Genomic DNA, 16,265 nt, shown 5'->3' with positions numbered 1-16,265 from the left:
GATGCTAAATCAAAGAATTAGAGCGCCATTCAAGGAGGGCGGACCATGCGCGAACGGCTTATGGACGAAGTGAAGACGGCGATGAAGGCGGGCGACAAGGGCCGCCTTTCCACGCTGCGGCTGATGCAGGCGGCGATCAAGGATCGCGACATCGCCAATCGCGGCGTGGGCAAGGATGCGGCCGGCGCTGACGAACTCGCCCAGCTTCTGGCCAAGATGGTGAAGCAGCGCGAGGATTCGGCCAAGGCGTTCGAGGATGGCGGCCGGCCGGAACTGGCGGCCAGGGAGCGCGAGGAAATTGTGGTGATCCGCGACTTCATGCCAAGGCAGATGGACGAGGCGGAAGCGGAAGCCGCCATTCGCGCGGCCATTGCGGAAACAGGCGCCGCCAGCGTGAAGGACATGGGCAAGGTGATGGCGGCCTTGCGTGAAAAATATGCCGGCCAGATGGATTTCGGCAAGGCGAGCGGGACGATCAAGGGCCTGCTGGGGTAATCAGCCGGGGCATATCCCGCAAAACGCGCTGCTGGGGAGGTGGACGGCTCCGCAAGCAGGCGCAAAGCTGAAAGGTTCTGGCGCCGCGCCGCTCTGCCGCTTGCCTGCCGCCGGGCGGTCCCGGCGGCAGTTCAAGGCTTGTACGATCATTCCGAAGCTGCTTCGGGAGGCCGAAACGGGCTGAGAAAATCGATGCCGCTCAGAACTTGTAGGCTACGCCCAGGCGGAAATCATGGGTGCGGATCCTGGCTTCCCAGTTCTCGTTGACCTGCGTCGCGACGAAGCTCTTCTTGCCGTAGTGCGTGTAGCGATATTCGCCGCGAACCGTCCAGTTTTCCGTTGCTGCATATTCGACGCCTGCTCCCAGGGTCCAGCCGGTCAGATTTTTCGATGCCTGGCTGTAAAAATTGCCGAGGGACTTTTCCTCGAATTGCATGCGCGCCACGGTGAACCCGCCGGTCACATAGGGCATGAAGCGATCCAGGGCGTATCCCACCCGAACGCGCCCGGATCCCGTCCAGTCGAGTTTCGTCGTGCTGGTGTAAATGGCGCTCCCGACAGCGTTTCCGGTCGCCTTGATGTCACCCCAGCCGATGTCGCCTTCGAGGCCGACAACGACCCCACCGTCAAGCTGATGATTGTAGCCCGCGAAAATGCCGCCAAACCCGCCACGAGAGCTCAGGCGATAGTCCCAGATGGGGTCGCCGCCCTCCCAGAAGTAATCCACATCGCCCTCGGCCGCCTAGCCGGCTTGCGCCCCGATATAGGCGCCTGTCCAGTCATAGGTGGAAGCGATTGGCGCATCGGCGACGGAATCGGCGGCAAATGCACCGGTAGCCAGAACTGTTCCGGCGACTGTAGCAAGCAGAATGAATTTCATGATGTCACCCTCAACCCTGCACGCCATTCGCCACAAAACGTGACGCGCGAGAAGGTGGCCGCCGGGCTTTGATTGAGATTTAGATGCAGTGTGGCATTTCCGCCATCTATGCGTGCGGAAGGCTGCGGAGGTTTTCAACCGGTTACGTCGCTATCGCCTCGGGACCCGCTTTGCGGGACGTCGGCCCCCTCAGCTCGCTCTGAGGCGCGAGCCGCGCAGCAGGCCGCGTTCCTCCAGAACCGGATAGACGATCGACGTCAGCAGCGAGTTGATCTGCTTCAGGTCGCGCAACGTATCCAGATGAATGGAACTGCTTTCGATCGACTTCAGCGTGCCGTCGCGAAGCCGGAGGAAGTGATTGTTGCTGACGTCGCGTTCCATATCGCGCAGCCTGTCCTTTTCCTCAACGAGCTGGCGGGCGGTCTCGGTATCGCGCGAAACCAGCACATTGAAGGCAAGGCGCGCATTGGCGAGAACGGCGGCGTGGAAAGCCGTGATCTCCTTCCAGCCTTCCGGGGTGAATTCCAGATTCTGCGTCATTTTCTTGCGCACATGGACCAGCATGTTGCGCACGATGATGTCGCCCACCTGTTCGAGCTTGACGCAGGCCCCGATCAGTTCCTGGCAACGCAGCGCCTGGTCCTCGGTGAGCGAATTGCGGATCAGCTTGGCCAGATAGATCTTGATGGCGGAGTGGCGCTCGTCGACCCGGTCGTCGAGCGCGGCCAGAGCGTTGATCTGGTCCTCGTCTGCGCTCTCGTAGAGGTCGATGATGCGCTTGAGCATGATCTCGACGGTTTCGCACACCCGCACGACCTCGCGCGTGGCGTTGGCGAGCGCCTGCGGCGGGCTGGACAGCGCGGATTCCGACAGGGCCGACAATTCGGCGACCTGAAGGGATTCCGTCGGGTCCGGCCTTGCGCCCAGCGCCACGATCTTTTCCGAGGCGCGGTAGACAAGACCGGCAAGCGGCAGGCCGGCGATCAGGATAATGACGTTGAACAGGATGTGCGCATTGACGATCTGGTCCGACGCGGTAGCCCCGAGGAAGCCGATCTGCGGCTTGAAGATCATCACCAGCGCCAGCATGATGATCGAGCCCATGCCACGCATCAGCAGGTTGCCGACCGGCACGATGCGCACGCCCGGATCGGAATTGCGGGTGAGCATGGGGGCGATGATCGAGGAGCCGAGATTGACGCCCAGCACCAGCACGACGCCGAGTTCCGGCGTGATAAGGCCGCGCCCGGCCATGGTCGCCATCAGAAGCACCGCGGCGATGGAGGACTGGAACAGCCAGGTGATCAGCGCCGCCAGCAGATAGGCGGTGATGGGATCGCTGGAGAAATAGTTGATGATGATCGGCATCAGCTCGCTTTCACGCAGCGGCTCCGATGCCTGACCGATCATCTCCAGCGACAGGATGAGCAGGCCAACGCCGACCAGAATGCGGCCCTTCTGACGCCAGTCCCGGCTTTCCGTCGCCATGAACAGGAAAGTGCCGACGATGAGGCAGAGCGGCACGAGAAGGGTCAGGTCGTAGGTCAGCAGCTTGGCCACCAGCGCCGAACCGATCTCGGCGCCGCGCACGGCAAGCTGGCCGGCGAGGCCCGAAACGATGCCCGCGCCGGCGAAGGAGCCGACCAGAAGGGTGACCGCGGTGGAGCTTTGCAGCGCGACGGCCAGACCCGTGCCCGCCAGCACCGCCATGATCGGGTTGCGCAGGGTGGCGCGCAACTTGTGGCGCAGCACGTCGCCATAGGCGCGCTCGACGCCCGTTTTCACCAGACGGGTGGCGTAAAGCATCAGCGCCACCGCGCCGGCCAGATGAACGAGAACCGCCGAACCGGTCATGCAGACGCTCCCGCACAGGCAAGGGCTGCGGCGGCGTTGCGGCGCGGCCACATGAAACAGATTGCGCGACCGACGCGCTGAGGAAGGCGAATCACATGCATGGCGGGAGTATCCGATACGGCCTTATATATTAGCCGGGTAATCAATATTGTCCATCCCCCAGAGTATGTTGGCGGAAATTTATGGCTGTCTCAAGGCGGGTGCAAAGCCGCGCCCCGCGCCAGGGACGGCTTTGCGGGCGAGGTTTCCCCATTCCTGCCAAACAGAATCAAGACAGGCGCTTAACGGTTGGATTCTGTTACCGAAATGTAATGTCGCCGTTCAGTTTCGGTTCATGCAAGGGGCCCTATCTCTTTGGTCATCAACAACGCAGGAGCGCCTTTCATGAAACGCATCATTCTCTCCGTCATGGCCATGTCGATGCTGGCGGCCACTTCGCTTCAGGGGCAGGCCGCTCCGCTGAACAGGCCGGCTGCGCCGCAGGCCGAACTGGTGCAGGTCGATTACCGCAAGCCGGTTCATGGACAGAACTACAAGAAGCCTGTCCACAAATACGACAGCAGGCGCGACCATGGCCGGTACGGCAAGCAGCAGGCCGTGAAGAAGCCGAACTATGCCAAGCGTCATGACTGGAAGCGCGGCCAGCGCTATTCCGACTGGCGTCGCCATGCCCCGGTTCGCGACTACCACCGCTACGGCCTGAAGCGCCCGGCCGCCGGCCAGCAGTGGATCAAGGTCGACAACGACTATCTGCTGGTGGGGTTGGCGACGGGCCTTATCGCCGGCGTGATCGCGGCGCGCTAAGGCCGGTCGAAACATGCGAAAGGGCGGCCCCGCGCCGCCCTTTTCGTTTTGCCTGTTGTGATAAGGGCCTGTGAAAAGCGGGGAGGGCGCGCAGCGAGAGTCGTCTTGCGTGCAAAGGGCGTCTATATGAGAGGAAACGGGCGGTTTCCCATATGCGCTTTCCACCATCATTCCTTGACGAGATACGCGACCGGGTGCCGATCTCATCGGTGATCGCCACCCGTGTGACGTGGGACCGCAGGAAGACCAACGCACCGAAGGGCGACTGGTGGGCGTGCTGCCCGTTTCATGGCGAGAAATCGCCGAGCTTCCACTGCGAGGACCGCAAGGGCCGTTACCACTGCTTCGGCTGCGGCGTTTCCGGCGATCATTTCAAGTTTCTGACCGAACTGGACGGCCTGAGCTTTCCCGAGGCGGTGGAGCGCGTCGCCGATATGGCCGGCGTGCCGCTGCCGGCGCGCGACGTGCAGGCGGAGGCGCGCGAGAAGCAGCGCGCCGAACTCACCGATGTCATGGAGATGGCGACGGCGTTCTTTCAGGAGCGGCTGCAATCGGCGGAAGGGGCGAAGGCGCGCGCCTATCTGCGCGACCGCGGCCTGACGCCGGCCACGCAGCAATCCTTTCGGCTGGGCTATGCGCCCGAAAGCCGCAACGCGCTGAAGGAACACCTGGCCGCGCGCGGCGTGGGCAGGGAGGAAATCGAGGCCTGCGGCCTTGTCGTGCACGGCCACGACGTTCCGGTTTCCTACGACCGGTTCCGCGACCGCATCATGTTCCCGATCCCGGATTCGCGCGGGCGCATCATCGCCTTCGGCGGCCGGGCGATGTCGCCCGATGCGCTGGCGAAATATCTCAATTCGCCCGAAACCGAACTCTTCCACAAGGGCAATGTGCTCTACAATTTCGCCCGCGCCCGCAAGGCGGTGGCGCGCGGCGAGACGGTCGTGGTCGTCGAAGGCTATATGGACGTCATCGCGCTGGCGCAGGCCGGTTTCGAGAATGCGGTTGCGCCCCTGGGAACCGCGCTGACCGAAAACCAGCTCGAGCTTCTGTGGCGCATGTCGGCCGAGCCGGCGCTGTGCTTCGACGGCGACGGCGCGGGCCTGAAAGCCGCATGGCGCGCCGCCGACCTCATCCTGCCGCTGATCGAGCCGGGCAAAACGGCGCGCTTCGCCTTGCTGCCGGAAGGCAAGGACCCAGACGATCTTGTGCGTGACGAGGGCCCGGACGCATTCCGCTCCGTGCTTGCCGAGGCGCGGCCGCTGGCGGACCTCGTGTGGATGCGCGAAACCGCCGGAACCGTGTTCGATACGCCCGAACGGCGGGCGGAGCTTGAAAAGACGCTGCGGGAACTGACCAGCCGCATCCGCGACGAGACGGTGCGTTTCCACTACAATCAGGAAATGCGCGAGCGCGTGCAGAGCTTCTTCGGTGCGCAGCGCAACCGCCAGCACGGGCGCCAGCAGGGGCAGAACGGACGGCGCGGCCAGGGTGGTGGTTTTCAGGGCGCGGGTCAGTGGTCGCGGCAGGGCGCGCAAGGACGCAACGCCATCACCGAAAGCCTCGGGCGCTCGGCGCTGCTCAAGCGCGGCGGCGAAGTTATGACCGTGCGCGAGGCGACCATCGTCGTTGCGCTCATCAACCATCCCGCGCTGATCGACGAGTTCTTCGAGCATATCGAGTTCCTCGACCTTGCCAATGGCGACCTGCGCAAGCTGCATGCGGCGCTGCTCGACGCGCTGGCGCATGACATGGCCAATGAGCGGCGGGCGGTGGTAGAGGCGATCGGTCGCGCCGGACACGCGGATGTCTGGGAGCGGGCCGAGGCGCTGATCCGGCGCACGCGGCAGTGGCCGGCTCTGGAAAGCGCTGCGCTGGACGACGCCCGCGACGCTTTCGCCCAGGCCCTGCACTTGCACCGCAGCGCGCGCACGCTACATAAGGAGCTGAAGCAGGCGGAGGCCGCGCTCGCCAGCGAGCCCACAGATGAGAATTACAGGCGCCTGGTCGAAATTCAGGCGCAATTCCGGGATGTGCAGGCGACGGAGGCCCTGATCGAAGGCTTCGGCGTATTGTCGGGCCGGGCCGGCAGGAGTTAGCCGGCGGCAGGTCAAGGCTGCGAGCGATTCCGGTCGCCCGCGGCCGAAAGGCGCATTTATGGCAATTGATTCGCTTTTTTAGGGCGAATCATGTCACAGGCGCTTGACCTATCGGTAGAATGACGGAATCAGGTCGATTCTTGTCACTGTGAACCCGACTTGCTGTTAACTCGACGGGGCGTCGACGAAAAGAACGCAGATGCACATATGCCGCTCGATGCAAGATGGATTTCAAGGCGCGATTGAGAACCAGGGTTGATCCGGGCTTGACGAGAAACGCGGCAACTGTGGCCATGAGGCGCATCAGCCAGGCTGATGCGCACAATTTGCAGCAGGCTTAGATTTCGCGGCTTGAGCAGCCGTCTGGAGGCAGAAGAAGAATGGCGACGAAGGAAAAGGAAGAGGTCGAGAACGAACGCGAGGGCACAACCGACGGCCCGCTGCTCGACCTTTCCGACGATGCTGTCAAGAAGATGATCAAGGTCGCGAAGAAGCGCGGCTATGTCACCATGGACGAGCTGAACGCGGTTCTGCCTTCCGAGGAAGTCACTTCCGAGCAGATCGAGGACACGATGGCGATGCTGTCCGATATGGGCATCAATGTCGTCGAGGATGACGAGCAGGCGGAAGAAGAGGCCGAGGAATCGGAGGACGATCCGCAGGAAGTCGCCGAACAGACCGGCACGGCCGTCGCCGTTGCGCCCAAGAAGGAGCCGACCGATCGCACCGACGACCCCGTGCGCATGTATCTGCGCGAGATGGGTTCGGTGGAGCTTCTGTCGCGCGAGGGCGAAATCGCCATCGCCAAGCGCATCGAGGCCGGCCGCGAGACGATGATCGCCGGGCTTTGCGAAAGCCCGCTGACCTTTCAGGCGATCATCATCTGGCGTGACGAGCTGAACGAGGCCAAGATCCTGCTGCGCGAGATCATCGACCTCGAAGCCACCTATGCGGGCCCCGAAGGCAAGCAGGCGCCGGTGGTCGAGCGTCCGGACGAGGACTCCAAGCCCAAGACCGACGAAAAGCCGCGCCGGGGCCGCGAGGACGACGACGTCACCAATGTGGGCGGCGATACGCGCGGCGAAGAAGAAGAAGAGGAAGAGGACGAGGCCAACCTGTCGCTGGCCGCCATGGAGGCGGAACTGCGGCCGCAGGTCATGGAAACCCTCGATGTCATCGCCGACACCTACAAGAAGCTGCGCAAGCTGCAGGACCAGCAGGTCGAGAACCGGCTGGCCGCCGCCGGCACGCTGTCGCCCAGCCAGGACCGTCGCCTGAAGGAGCTGAAGGACCAGCTCATCAAGGCGGTGAAGTCGCTGTCGCTGAACCAGGCGCGCATCGAGGCGCTGGTCGAGCAGCTTTACGACATCAACAAGCGTCTCGTTCAGAACGAGGGCAAGCTCCTGCGCCTGGCCGAAAGCTACGGCGTGCGGCGTGAGGAATTCCTGCGCGAATATCAGGGTTCGGAGCTCGATCCCAACTGGACCAAGGCCATCGCCAACCTGTCCAGCCGCGGCTGGAAGGAATTCTACCAGAACGAGAAGGACATGATCCGCGCGCTTCGCGGGGAAATCCAGAACCTCGCCACCGAGACCGCCATTTCCATCGCCGAGTTCCGCAAGATCGTGAACCAGGTGCAGAAGGGCGAGCGCGAGGCGGCCATCGCCAAGAAGGAGATGGTGGAGGCCAACCTGCGCCTCGTGATCTCCATCGCCAAGAAGTACACGAACCGCGGCTTGCAGTTCCTCGACCTCATTCAGGAAGGCAATATCGGCCTGATGAAGGCGGTGGACAAGTTCGAGTACCGGCGCGGTTACAAGTTCTCGACCTACGCGACATGGTGGATCCGGCAGGCGATCACCCGCTCGATCGCCGATCAGGCGCGGACCATCCGCATTCCGGTGCATATGATCGAGACGATCAACAAGATCGTGCGCACCTCGCGCCAGATGCTGCACGAGATCGGCCGCGAGCCGACGCCGGAGGAACTGGCCGAAAAGCTCGCCATGCCGCTGGAAAAAGTGCGCAAGGTGCTGAAGATCGCCAAGGAGCCGATCAGTCTCGAAACGCCGGTGGGCGACGAGGAGGATTCACACCTCGGCGATTTCATCGAGGACAAGGGCGCGATCCTGCCGATCGACGCGGCGATCCAGGCGAACCTGCGCGAGACGACCACGCGCGTGCTTGCCTCGCTCACCCCGCGCGAGGAGCGCGTGCTGCGCATGCGCTTCGGCATCGGCATGAACACCGACCACACGCTGGAGGAAGTGGGCCAGCAGTTCTCGGTGACGCGCGAGCGTATCCGCCAGATCGAGGCGAAGGCGCTGCGCAAGCTCAAGCATCCGAGCCGCTCCAGGAAGCTGCGCAGCTTCCTCGACAGCTGAGCAGCATCACGATTTCAGAAAAAAGGCCGGGCATTCGCCCGGCCTTTTTTGTGGTTAAGGCGTCAGGCGCGCCAGAGGTCCATCGCCGTCATGGCGACCCCGCCAATTGCGATGATCAGCAAAAGAACGCCGGAGACGCGCAATATGGCGCGGTGAACAGACGGCTTCAGAAGCCTCGCGACCAGCAGGTAGATGAGGAAAAGCGTCGCGAAATCCAGCACGACCCACAGGATGGTGAGCAGTGCGATGCTGGTGTTGGTGTCGGGCGTGACGCTGACGAACTGTGGGAAGAAGGACGCGAAGAAGATGATGTCCTTCGGGTTTGAAATGGCCATGACGAAGCCTTTGGAAAACCCGCCGACGCGCGGCTGCACGGCAGCCGCCGGCTGCTGATCCGGGGTGCGGGATTCGCGCAGAATCTCCCAGCCGATCCAGCCGATGTAACAGGCTCCGGCGAGCTTCAGCAGGTTGAAGGCTGTCTCGTTGATGGCGAAGATGCCTTTCACCACCAGCGCCGAAAGAAGAATGAGCACCAGGGACGCGGCATTGGTGCCGGCTATGGTGTTGAAGGCCTTTTTCGCTCCGCCGGCAAGGCCGGCTCCGGTGACGAGCACCGCGACCGGGCCGGGAACCGCGATCATGGTGATCACCGTCACCACGTAGAGAGCGAGCATGCCGAAATCGATATGCATGTGATTGTTTCCGTTGGCGCTGCGACAAAGCACGGAACGGGGCGCGACGCCAGACCGGAATTTTTCGTCGCCGCAACGAATCCGGGTCGTCAAAACTACAGTTTGCGGACATGATTTGGCAGGCAGGCGGGATCGTCCCGGCGCCCGACCCGTCTTCTCCCGCTTCGTGACGCCGGAGGGAGGTGACATATGACCACTTACGTCATGCTGCTGAACTGGACGGATGCGGGCGTGAAGAGCGTTCACGACTCGCCCGCACGGCTCGATGCGGCCAAGACCCAGCTTGCCGGGATGGGCGGCCAGATGAAGGCGTTCTACCTGACCATGGGTGAATATGACATGGTGGCGGTCTGCGAGGCCCCGGACGACGCGGTGGCGGCGCGTTTCGCCATGCAACTGGGCATGGGCGGCAATGTGCGCTCGCGCACGCTCAAGGCGTTTCCCGAAAGCGCCTATCGTGAGATCGTTGCAACACTGGCCTGAGCGCTCGCCCGGAAACGCGGAGCGCATCCGGCCAACTTTCCGGCTTTGAGTGGCGGTAACGGGCGCTATGCCCTTGTCGCCATGGCAAAGGATCGGCTAGTGAGGATCGTCTCGCATTTGCCGGAATTGTCCCTGGAGGAGCCCATGTCTTTCCTGAAACGTCTTTTCGGCGGCGGCGGATCGTCGGAGGCTCCGGCTGAGGCCAAACCGGCCAAACAGGTCGAGCACAAGGGCTTCACCATCGTCGCCATGCCTTACAAGGCCGATGGCCAGTACCAGACCTGCGGCGTGGTCTCCAGGGAGGTCGACGGCGTGGTGAAGGAACACAAGTTCATCCGCGCCGACCGCTTCGCGGGGATCGACGATGCGGCGGAGGTGTCGATCCGCAAGGGAATCCAGCTGGTCGACGAGCAGGGCGAGCGCATGTTCGATCAGGGCTGACCTGTCGATTGCCGCCCAACTCTTTGCTTTGACGGCGGGAACAGCCCGTCGATCAGCGCGCCAAGCGTTTCCATGAAATCGACCTGCGCCGCGCCGCTTTCAATCGACAGCGCGGCCCGGTCGAAGGCGGCGGACAGCAGCGCGGTCATTGCGTCAAGCGGGGCCGCCTTCATGCCGCCCTCACGCATGGCCGCCTCCAGACCCTCGCGCAGGGTGCGGGCGCTATGCCTTGCATCGATCGCGTCCATCGCGGCGCGACCGAGCATCGCAGGCCCATCCAGAAGCAGCAGGCGGCTGCGGCCGGGCGTCGCCATCGCCGAGAGGAAGGCTTCGCCGCCGTCCAGAAGGGCCTGACGGGCGCTTTCCGACTCCGGCGTCGCGTGTTCGATCTCGGCCGCCACCTCGGCTGCTTCCTGCTCCACCACCGCGCTGAACAGCGCCTGCTTGTCGGCGAAATGGTGATAGAGAGCGCCGCGCGTCACGCCAGCCGCGGCGACGATCTCCGGCGTCGCCGTCTCCGCATAGGATTTCTCGATGAAGAGCGCGCGCGCGGCCGCCATCAGCGCGGCGCGGGTGGCTTCGGTCCGCTCGCGGTTGGAGCGGCGTGCTGAATCCTGTTGCATGCATACAGCCTGTATGTTTAATTGCAGAAACATGCAGAATGTATGTCAACTGAACGCAAGAGGGAAGCCATGAAAACGACCAGCTATTATCCGGTCATCATGAGCGGCGACGTTGCCGCTTCGGCGGCTTTTTATGTGAAGCATCTGCGCTTCCGGCCCCTGTTTTCGAGCGACTGGTATGTGCATCTGCAATCGCAGGAGGATGAAGGCGTCAATCTGGGCATCGTCGACGCCGGCCATGAGACGGTGCCGGAGGCCGCGCGGGGCCGGGGCGCGCAGGGCGTGCTGCTCAATTTCGAGGTGGAGGATGTCGACGCCGTGCATGCACGGATCGTGGCGGCGGGACTGCCGATCCTGCGCAGCCTGCGCGATGAGCCGTTCGGCCAGCGCCACTTCATCTTCGCCGACCCGAACGGCGTGCTGGTCGACGTGATCACGCCGATCCCGCCCTCGGCGGAATTTCTGGCGCAGTATGAGCAAGGCGCGGCTGCGAGCTAGATCAAGCGGGTCTCTCGCCCGCCAACTGTTTTCTTTGCACGGCGGTTTGCAGGGTGGGAAACCGACAATCGCACCTTACGTAAACGTAATTTTTTACCCGGTGGGCTTGCACGGCGCAGACGATCGGGGCAAGGATCGGCCCCGGAGCGCGAGCGTCCATCCGGACCCGCAAACGCGGCTCCAGCACTTTGATCGGGCATCGGAACAATCCGAAAGACTTCTTCGGTCCGAAGCTCCAGCTGAAGAGGAAGCCGGACATGTCGCTGAAGGGGAAGACGCTGTTCATCTCGGGCGGGTCGCGCGGCATAGGGCTGGCGATTGCGCTGCGCGCCGCACGCGACGGGGCCAACGTCACCATCGCCGCCAAGACGGCGGATCCGCATCCGAAACTGCCCGGCACCATCTACACGGCGGCCGATGAGATCGAAAAGGCCGGCGGCAAGGCGCTGCCCGTAATGTGCGACATCCGCGAGGAGGAGCAGGTGGCAAGCGCCGTCGCCCGCACGGTGGAAACGTTCGGCGGCATCGACATCTGCGTCAACAACGCCAGCGCCATCCAGCTCACCGGCACGCTGGAAACGGACATGAAGCGCTTCGACCTCATGCATCAGATCAATACGCGCGGCGCCTTCCTCGTGTCGAAGCTGTGCATTCCGCATCTGAAGCAGGCGCAAAACCCGCATATCCTCAACCTGGCTCCGCCGCTCGACATGAGCGCCAAGTGGTTCAGGAACCACGTCGCCTACACCATGGCGAAGTTCGGCATGTCGATGTGCACGCTGGGGATGAGCGCAGAGTTCGCCAAAGACGGCATCGCGGTGAACTCGCTGTGGCCGCTGACGGCGATCGATACGGCGGCGGTGCGCAACGTGCTGGGCGGCGAGTCGATGGCCTCGATGAGCCGCACGCCCGACATCATGGCCGACGCCGCCTATGCGATCTTCAACCGCGCCGCGCGCGAGGCGACCGGCAATTTCTACATCGACGAGGAGGTGCTGAAGGCCGAAGGCGTTACCGACTTCACGCCCTATGCGCCGGGCGCAACCGGGCCGCTGGTGGCGGACTTCTTCCTGCCCGACGAGGTGATCGCCCGCAGCGACACCAAGCTGGCGGGGATGTTCTGAAGCAAGGTGGGACAACGAACCCGCCGCCCATCCTGCGCAGGCGGGTTCGTTCTTTCCTATGCAGTCACGAAGGTGACCGCTTCTTTATTCTGCGGCCATGAAATCGAACGGTTGCGCCGGAACGAACTGGTTCGACGCCTCACCGGCAAGGATACGGTTCATGTCCACCCCGAGATCCAGCTTGCCGACATGCGCGCCTTCGGAAAAGTCGAGCTTCTTCAAATCCACCCAGAAAACATTGGGTGAGGTTGCCGATTCGCCGTAGAAAAGCATGCTCTTATGATCCGCCACGACACGCCAGCGGGTCGTGGAAAGGTTAGGCGCTTCGGGAAGGCTTACGCCATAAGGCACCGAAGCGTTGCGGATCACGCTGAACACGGCGGCGGCGGCGATCCGGGGATCGTCGCTTTGCGTCACCGCGTTGATGTAAAAGCCGGCGCGCACAAAACGGTCTTCGGAGCGGCCGCTGCCGGGAAGGAACTTCAGGGAATCGACCGCGCTCCAGTATTTCTGGTTGGCGAGATGGTCGTCATAGGGCGGGTCGTTCGTCACCACCTGATACGAGCGGTCGTGATGGATGTTCAGCTCGCCGCCGATCCACTCCAGAACGGCGTTGTCGCCGGTGGCGTCGGAGAGCGTCAGATGCAGCGGCGCGAGGCTTCCGGGACGGCCGGGGACCTCGCCGCTGACGACCTGCACGGGGTGAGCGCGCGTGTATTCGACCGCTTCCGCGACCGTCGCGAATTGATCGAGATAGAACTGCGCCCAGATCGAAAGCGACATACGGGGCGTGGTCTTGTCGTCCTCCGGGAATTCCGTAGCGTTGAGCCATAGCAGGCTGGCGTTGAGCCCTGCTTCGTTCATGCCGTCGACGGTCGAGATGTCGTAGCCCGAAACGGCCAGGCTGCCATATTTCGAGGTCCATTCCAGCGAACGCGGCCCGGCGGCCCCATTGCGCTTCATCCCGCGGGGAAAGACCCAGAAACTGCTCACCATAGGATCCTTGAAATCCATGTTGCGGCCCGTGATGTTCCGCCCGTCAGGCCCCTGATAGACGACCCGTGTGCAGGCTTGAGCTTCGGCGGTCAGCAGCGCCGCGGCGGCGGTCAAGGTGGCGAGAATACGTGTGAACCGAGACATGTCGAACACCAATCCATAAGAAGATTGCGGGAAGCGGATGCGAATCAAAACCGGTAGGTCATTCCCAGAACCGGGCCGCTGAGGCGCGTGTCATAGACGTGACCGTTGTGATCGTAATCGACGTCGAGCACCTTGTAGCCCATGGAGGCGGACAGGCGCTCGCTGAAGACGTAATTGACTGTCGCCAGCGCCGACCATGTGAGATCGGAGCCAGCGCCGAAGCCACCGATATCGGCCTGCATCTGAAGGGACAGATTTTCCGTCAGTGGAAAGAAGGCGCGCAGGCCGGCCAGCGGATCGATCCAGCCGAAGCTTTCGCCGTAGGTGGCTGACCCGCTTATAACGCCAAGACTGCCGGTAAGCTTCACATCGTTGGAGATACGCCAGAAGCGCGCGCCGCCAAGGGCGTCGAGAGTGAACTGCGGCGTATCGATGACCCGATAGCCGCCCATCAATGTGGCGGTGAACTGCTTCGTGTCTACCTTCGCAGCGATGTCGCCGCCCGATGGTATCGTGCCGACGCCGGGGATCTCCAGTTCCGGCAGCGGGCCGGTATCATGACTGTCCGTCGTATCGACATACATGATGTCGCCCGAGAAGACGAAGCGGTCGTGGCGTCCCCAAATGTTGATGAAACCGCCAAAGTTGAGGTCGTCCATGACATCGGAGAACGATTTTTCGACGCCGATCGTGGGGCCCCGCCGGTATGGCGAAATACGCCCGTCGAGGCCAGCCGCCCACATATAGGGCGTGACCTGCAAGGCCCAGTCCGGGGAAGATTCCGGCGCTTCAAGGGCGGCGTCCGCGCCGTACGCCGCATGTGCGCTACAGAGAAACAAGGCAAGGACAAGGGCGTAGCAGGGCGAGGAAACCTCGCCGGGGTCGGTGACAATGGGCTGCTCTTGCGGGCTGTGACTGGCGCGAATCCGCCCGTCGGTCAGATTTTGCACCTTTTTGCCAGATCGAAATAGCATGATGCGTCCCTCTCTTCGCATCTACCTTAACTAGTCTACTGACATCCGGTTAGTAAATTGCCGATGTCGAGCGCTACGCTTTTTCGATGGTTTCGCAAAACTCCTGAAACCTGCGGTTAAGGACGACAGCTATCTGCAAGGCCCGGAAAGACGACGCCCCGCCGGTGACCGGACCGGCGGGGCGCGCTCCCGCAGAAGCGGGACAGGGCAGGGAACCCTTCAATTAAATTGGGGATGGATGCGCCGCAGTTCAATGGTTTTGAATTGCGGCGCACTCATCAATTGGCGCTGGCCACCGGGGCGACCAGCGGCGTGATCCTGCGGATCGTCACGCGCCGGTTCTCGCGTTCCGGATTTTGCGTGTTGATCTTGAGATACTGCTCGCCATAGCCCTGCGTGGTCAGGTTCTCCGGCGGGATGCCGAATGCGCCCGTCAGCGCTTCCGCCACCGCTTCGGCGCGGCGGTCGGAAAGGGCGAGGTTCGCCTCATCGGAGCCGACCGCATCGGTGTGACCCTCGATGAGGAAGGTTTCGGCCGGGTTCTTGTCGAGCATCCGTTCCATCGCCGTGGCCACGCCGTCCAGCTTGTCCACCTCGCTGTCGCCGACGGAGGCCGAGCCGAACTCGAAGTTCAGCGTGTCGAGGTCGATACGCCGGGCGATGTCGCGGACACGGGCCGAACGCTTGACCTCTTCGACCGAGTAGAGGCGCTGGACGCGCTCCACCGGCGGCTGTTCGAGGAACTCGTAATAGACGTCCGGATCGCGCACGCGCCGCGATTCCAGAATGTAGTCCTCGCGCGGGATGGTGAGGTGGATGGGCGGCAGGTCGCGACCCGGATCGCGCCATTCGCCCCTGTCCTCATAATTGCTCTCGTCCACATAGTTGAGGATGTATTCGCGGCCATCCGGCGTGATGCGCGAGCGCTGGAGGACGTCGCCATGGCGATTGCGGATGGTGACGATCTGGCTGCCGTTCTCGCGCACGATGACCTCGCGGGTGCGGCCGCGGGGCAGGTCCTCATAGTAGACGTCGCGCGCGTCGCGGCTCATGCGCGGGCGTTCGTTGCTCTCGACGATGGTCTGGCCGCCGAGCTGGAGGATGACGCGGTCGCCGATCTCGCGCAGCACGTCCACCCCGCTCGGGCGCTCGCGGCGGCGCTCGTCGGGCGCGCGTTCGCGGCGGGAGCCCTTTTCCTCGATGATCGGCACGATCTTCTCCGGCACGATGGCCTGCTGGGCGGCGCGGTCGTCCGCGGGCGGCGGACCGGCTTCGGCGGGCTGCCGCTCCGGGGCCTGACCTTCCTGCGCCCGAGCAGGCCGTTCGCCTTCGGGCGCGGGCTGCCCGCCCTCTTGCGAAGGCTGTCGTCCTTCCCGTCCGGGTCGCCGGCCCTCGGCCTGGCCACGCTGGCCCTTCTGGCTGTCCAGAAGCGGAGCCTCGTCGGGGTTGGCGGAGGAAGCCTCGCCTTCTGCCGGCTCCTGCGCGGGCGTCGCCGGCTGCTCCTGTTCAGCAGGCTGACGTGGACGTTCGCCTTCGGGAGCCTGTTCCTGCTGCTGTGCGGGTTCGCGCCGGTCGCGCCGCTGCTCACGCTCGCGGGATGCCGGCCTCTCGGCCGCAGGTTCTTCGGCCGAAGGTTCTGCTGGCTGCCGGGCCTCCGGCTCGGCCGGAGCTTCCGGTTCGGGGGCGGGTCTCGGTCGTGGAGCAGGTTGCTCGGCAGGCGTTTCAGCGGCCGGCTCGTCTCTCCGGCGTTGCTGGGCCCTCGGTTCCTCGGCCT

At 63.6% G+C, this 16,265-nt stretch carries 16 protein-coding genes; 8 read left to right on the top strand and 8 right to left on the bottom strand.

The window, feature by feature from the left end:
• Nucleotides 1-45: 45 nt before the first annotated feature.
• Nucleotides 46-495, top strand: coding sequence for a GatB/YqeY domain-containing protein (locus ABID44_RS06280; RefSeq protein ID WP_354150836.1), 450 nt, complete (start codon nt 46-48; stop codon nt 493-495).
• A gap of 199 nt (nt 496-694) precedes the next feature.
• Here ABID44_RS06280 and ABID44_RS06275 read toward each other — a convergent pair whose 3' ends face one another.
• The 3 genes from ABID44_RS06275 to ABID44_RS06265 form a co-directional block, all read right to left on the bottom strand.
• The gene (locus ABID44_RS06275) at nt 695-1,222 is read right to left on the bottom strand and encodes an outer membrane protein (RefSeq protein ID WP_354150835.1); all 528 of its coding nucleotides are present in this window, start codon (nt 1,220-1,222) and stop codon (nt 695-697) included.
• Between the two features lie 15 nt (nt 1,223-1,237).
• Nucleotides 1,238-1,375 carry a hypothetical protein gene (locus ABID44_RS06270; RefSeq protein ID WP_354150834.1) on the bottom strand — a complete coding sequence of 46 codons (138 nt, stop codon included), beginning with the start codon at nt 1,373-1,375 and terminating at the stop codon, nt 1,238-1,240.
• A gap of 189 nt (nt 1,376-1,564) precedes the next feature.
• Nucleotides 1,565-3,229, bottom strand: a complete 1,665-nt coding sequence (locus ABID44_RS06265; protein ID WP_354150833.1) for a Na/Pi cotransporter family protein — start codon at nt 3,227-3,229, stop codon at nt 1,565-1,567.
• A gap of 384 nt (nt 3,230-3,613) precedes the next feature.
• Here ABID44_RS06265 and ABID44_RS06260 point away from each other — a divergent pair, with 384 nt between their 5' ends.
• The 3 genes from ABID44_RS06260 (at nt 3,614) to rpoD (ending at nt 8,516) form a co-directional block, all read left to right on the top strand.
• Nucleotides 3,614-4,033 carry an RcnB family protein gene (locus ABID44_RS06260; protein WP_354150832.1) on the top strand — a complete coding sequence of 140 codons (420 nt, stop codon included), beginning with the start codon at nt 3,614-3,616 and terminating at the stop codon, nt 4,031-4,033.
• 152 nt (nt 4,034-4,185) lie between these two features.
• Nucleotides 4,186-6,132, top strand: coding sequence for a DNA primase (gene dnaG, locus ABID44_RS06255; RefSeq protein ID WP_354150831.1), 1,947 nt, complete (start codon nt 4,186-4,188; stop codon nt 6,130-6,132).
• A 380-nt stretch (nt 6,133-6,512) separates the two neighbouring features.
• Entirely contained in the window at nt 6,513-8,516 is a 2,004-nt protein-coding gene (rpoD, locus tag ABID44_RS06250) for an RNA polymerase sigma factor RpoD (protein ID WP_354150830.1), read from the top strand.
• A 62-nt stretch (nt 8,517-8,578) separates the two neighbouring features.
• Here the strand turns inward: rpoD and ABID44_RS06245 are convergent, their stop codons facing one another.
• Entirely contained in the window at nt 8,579-9,208 is a 630-nt protein-coding gene (locus tag ABID44_RS06245; protein ID WP_354150829.1) for a LysE family translocator, read from the bottom strand.
• 189 nt (nt 9,209-9,397) lie between these two features.
• Here ABID44_RS06245 and ABID44_RS06240 point away from each other — a divergent pair, with 189 nt between their 5' ends.
• Nucleotides 9,398-9,691 carry a GYD domain-containing protein gene (locus ABID44_RS06240; RefSeq protein WP_354150828.1) on the top strand — a complete coding sequence of 98 codons (294 nt, stop codon included), beginning with the start codon at nt 9,398-9,400 and terminating at the stop codon, nt 9,689-9,691.
• A 144-nt stretch (nt 9,692-9,835) separates the two neighbouring features.
• Nucleotides 9,836-10,132, top strand: coding sequence for an HlyU family transcriptional regulator (locus ABID44_RS06235; RefSeq protein ID WP_354150827.1), 297 nt, complete (start codon nt 9,836-9,838; stop codon nt 10,130-10,132).
• On the opposite strand, the gene ABID44_RS06230 is transcribed toward ABID44_RS06235, so the two are convergent.
• Nucleotides 10,123-10,755 carry a TetR/AcrR family transcriptional regulator gene (locus tag ABID44_RS06230; protein ID WP_354150826.1) on the bottom strand — a complete coding sequence of 211 codons (633 nt, stop codon included), beginning with the start codon at nt 10,753-10,755 and terminating at the stop codon, nt 10,123-10,125. The two genes, ABID44_RS06235 and ABID44_RS06230, sit on opposite strands and share 10 nt — an antisense overlap.
• A 69-nt stretch (nt 10,756-10,824) precedes the next feature.
• Between ABID44_RS06230 and ABID44_RS06225 the strand changes: the two genes are divergently transcribed.
• Complete coding sequence (locus ABID44_RS06225; RefSeq protein WP_354150825.1) at nt 10,825-11,253, top strand: VOC family protein; 429 nt, start codon at nt 10,825-10,827, stop codon at nt 11,251-11,253.
• 257 nt (nt 11,254-11,510) lie between these two features.
• Nucleotides 11,511-12,377, top strand: a complete 867-nt coding sequence (locus ABID44_RS06220; RefSeq protein WP_354150824.1) for an SDR family oxidoreductase — start codon at nt 11,511-11,513, stop codon at nt 12,375-12,377.
• Nucleotides 12,378-12,461: 84 nt separating this feature from the next.
• Here ABID44_RS06220 and ABID44_RS06215 read toward each other — a convergent pair whose 3' ends face one another.
• The 3 genes from ABID44_RS06215 to ABID44_RS18675 all read right to left on the bottom strand — a co-directional run bounded on the left by ABID44_RS06215 (nt 12,462) and on the right by ABID44_RS18675 (nt 15,216).
• Nucleotides 12,462-13,517, bottom strand: a complete 1,056-nt coding sequence (locus tag ABID44_RS06215; protein WP_354150823.1) for a linear amide C-N hydrolase — start codon at nt 13,515-13,517, stop codon at nt 12,462-12,464.
• A gap of 44 nt (nt 13,518-13,561) precedes the next feature.
• Entirely contained in the window at nt 13,562-14,356 is a 795-nt protein-coding gene (locus tag ABID44_RS06210) for a hypothetical protein (RefSeq protein ID WP_378226883.1), read from the bottom strand.
• A 413-nt stretch (nt 14,357-14,769) separates the two neighbouring features.
• Nucleotides 14,770-15,216: an OmpA family protein gene (locus ABID44_RS18675; RefSeq protein WP_435521457.1), complete on the bottom strand. Its 447-nt coding sequence runs from the start codon at nt 15,214-15,216 to the stop codon at nt 14,770-14,772.
• Nucleotides 15,217-16,265 lie beyond the last annotated feature (1,049 nt).

This window comes from Aquamicrobium ahrensii, assembly GCF_040545755.1.
GTDB classification, from domain to species: Bacteria; Pseudomonadota; Alphaproteobacteria; order Rhizobiales; family Rhizobiaceae; genus Mesorhizobium; species Mesorhizobium ahrensii.
The sequence above is the reverse complement of the archived record's forward strand: the minus strand, read 5'-3'. Positions and strand labels throughout refer to the sequence as shown.

Bases quoted from the DNA above. Each gene is read 5' to 3' on its own strand.
- ABID44_RS06280 (WP_354150836.1), top strand. From the start codon at position 46: ATGCGCGAACGGCTTATGGACGAAGTGAAGACGGCGATGAAGGCGGGC.
- ABID44_RS06240 (WP_354150828.1), top strand. From the start codon at position 9,398: ATGACCACTTACGTCATGCTGCTGAACTGGACGGATGCGGGCGTGAAG.
- ABID44_RS06225 (WP_354150825.1), top strand. From the start codon at position 10,825: ATGAAAACGACCAGCTATTATCCGGTCATCATGAGCGGCGACGTTGCC.
- ABID44_RS06230 (WP_354150826.1), bottom strand. From the start codon at position 10,755: ATGCAACAGGATTCAGCACGCCGCTCCAACCGCGAGCGGACCGAAGCC.
- ABID44_RS06270 (WP_354150834.1), bottom strand. From the start codon at position 1,375: ATGAAATTCATTCTGCTTGCTACAGTCGCCGGAACAGTTCTGGCTACC.
- ABID44_RS06215 (WP_354150823.1), bottom strand. From the start codon at position 13,517: ATGTCTCGGTTCACACGTATTCTCGCCACCTTGACCGCCGCCGCGGCG.
- dnaG (WP_354150831.1), top strand. From the start codon at position 4,186: ATGCGCTTTCCACCATCATTCCTTGACGAGATACGCGACCGGGTGCCG.
- ABID44_RS06220 (WP_354150824.1), top strand. From the start codon at position 11,511: ATGTCGCTGAAGGGGAAGACGCTGTTCATCTCGGGCGGGTCGCGCGGC.
- ABID44_RS06265 (WP_354150833.1), bottom strand. From the start codon at position 3,229: ATGACCGGTTCGGCGGTTCTCGTTCATCTGGCCGGCGCGGTGGCGCTG.
- ABID44_RS06235 (WP_354150827.1), top strand. From the start codon at position 9,836: ATGTCTTTCCTGAAACGTCTTTTCGGCGGCGGCGGATCGTCGGAGGCT.
- rpoD (WP_354150830.1), top strand. From the start codon at position 6,513: ATGGCGACGAAGGAAAAGGAAGAGGTCGAGAACGAACGCGAGGGCACA.
- ABID44_RS06260 (WP_354150832.1), top strand. From the start codon at position 3,614: ATGAAACGCATCATTCTCTCCGTCATGGCCATGTCGATGCTGGCGGCC.
- ABID44_RS06245 (WP_354150829.1), bottom strand. From the start codon at position 9,208: ATGCATATCGATTTCGGCATGCTCGCTCTCTACGTGGTGACGGTGATC.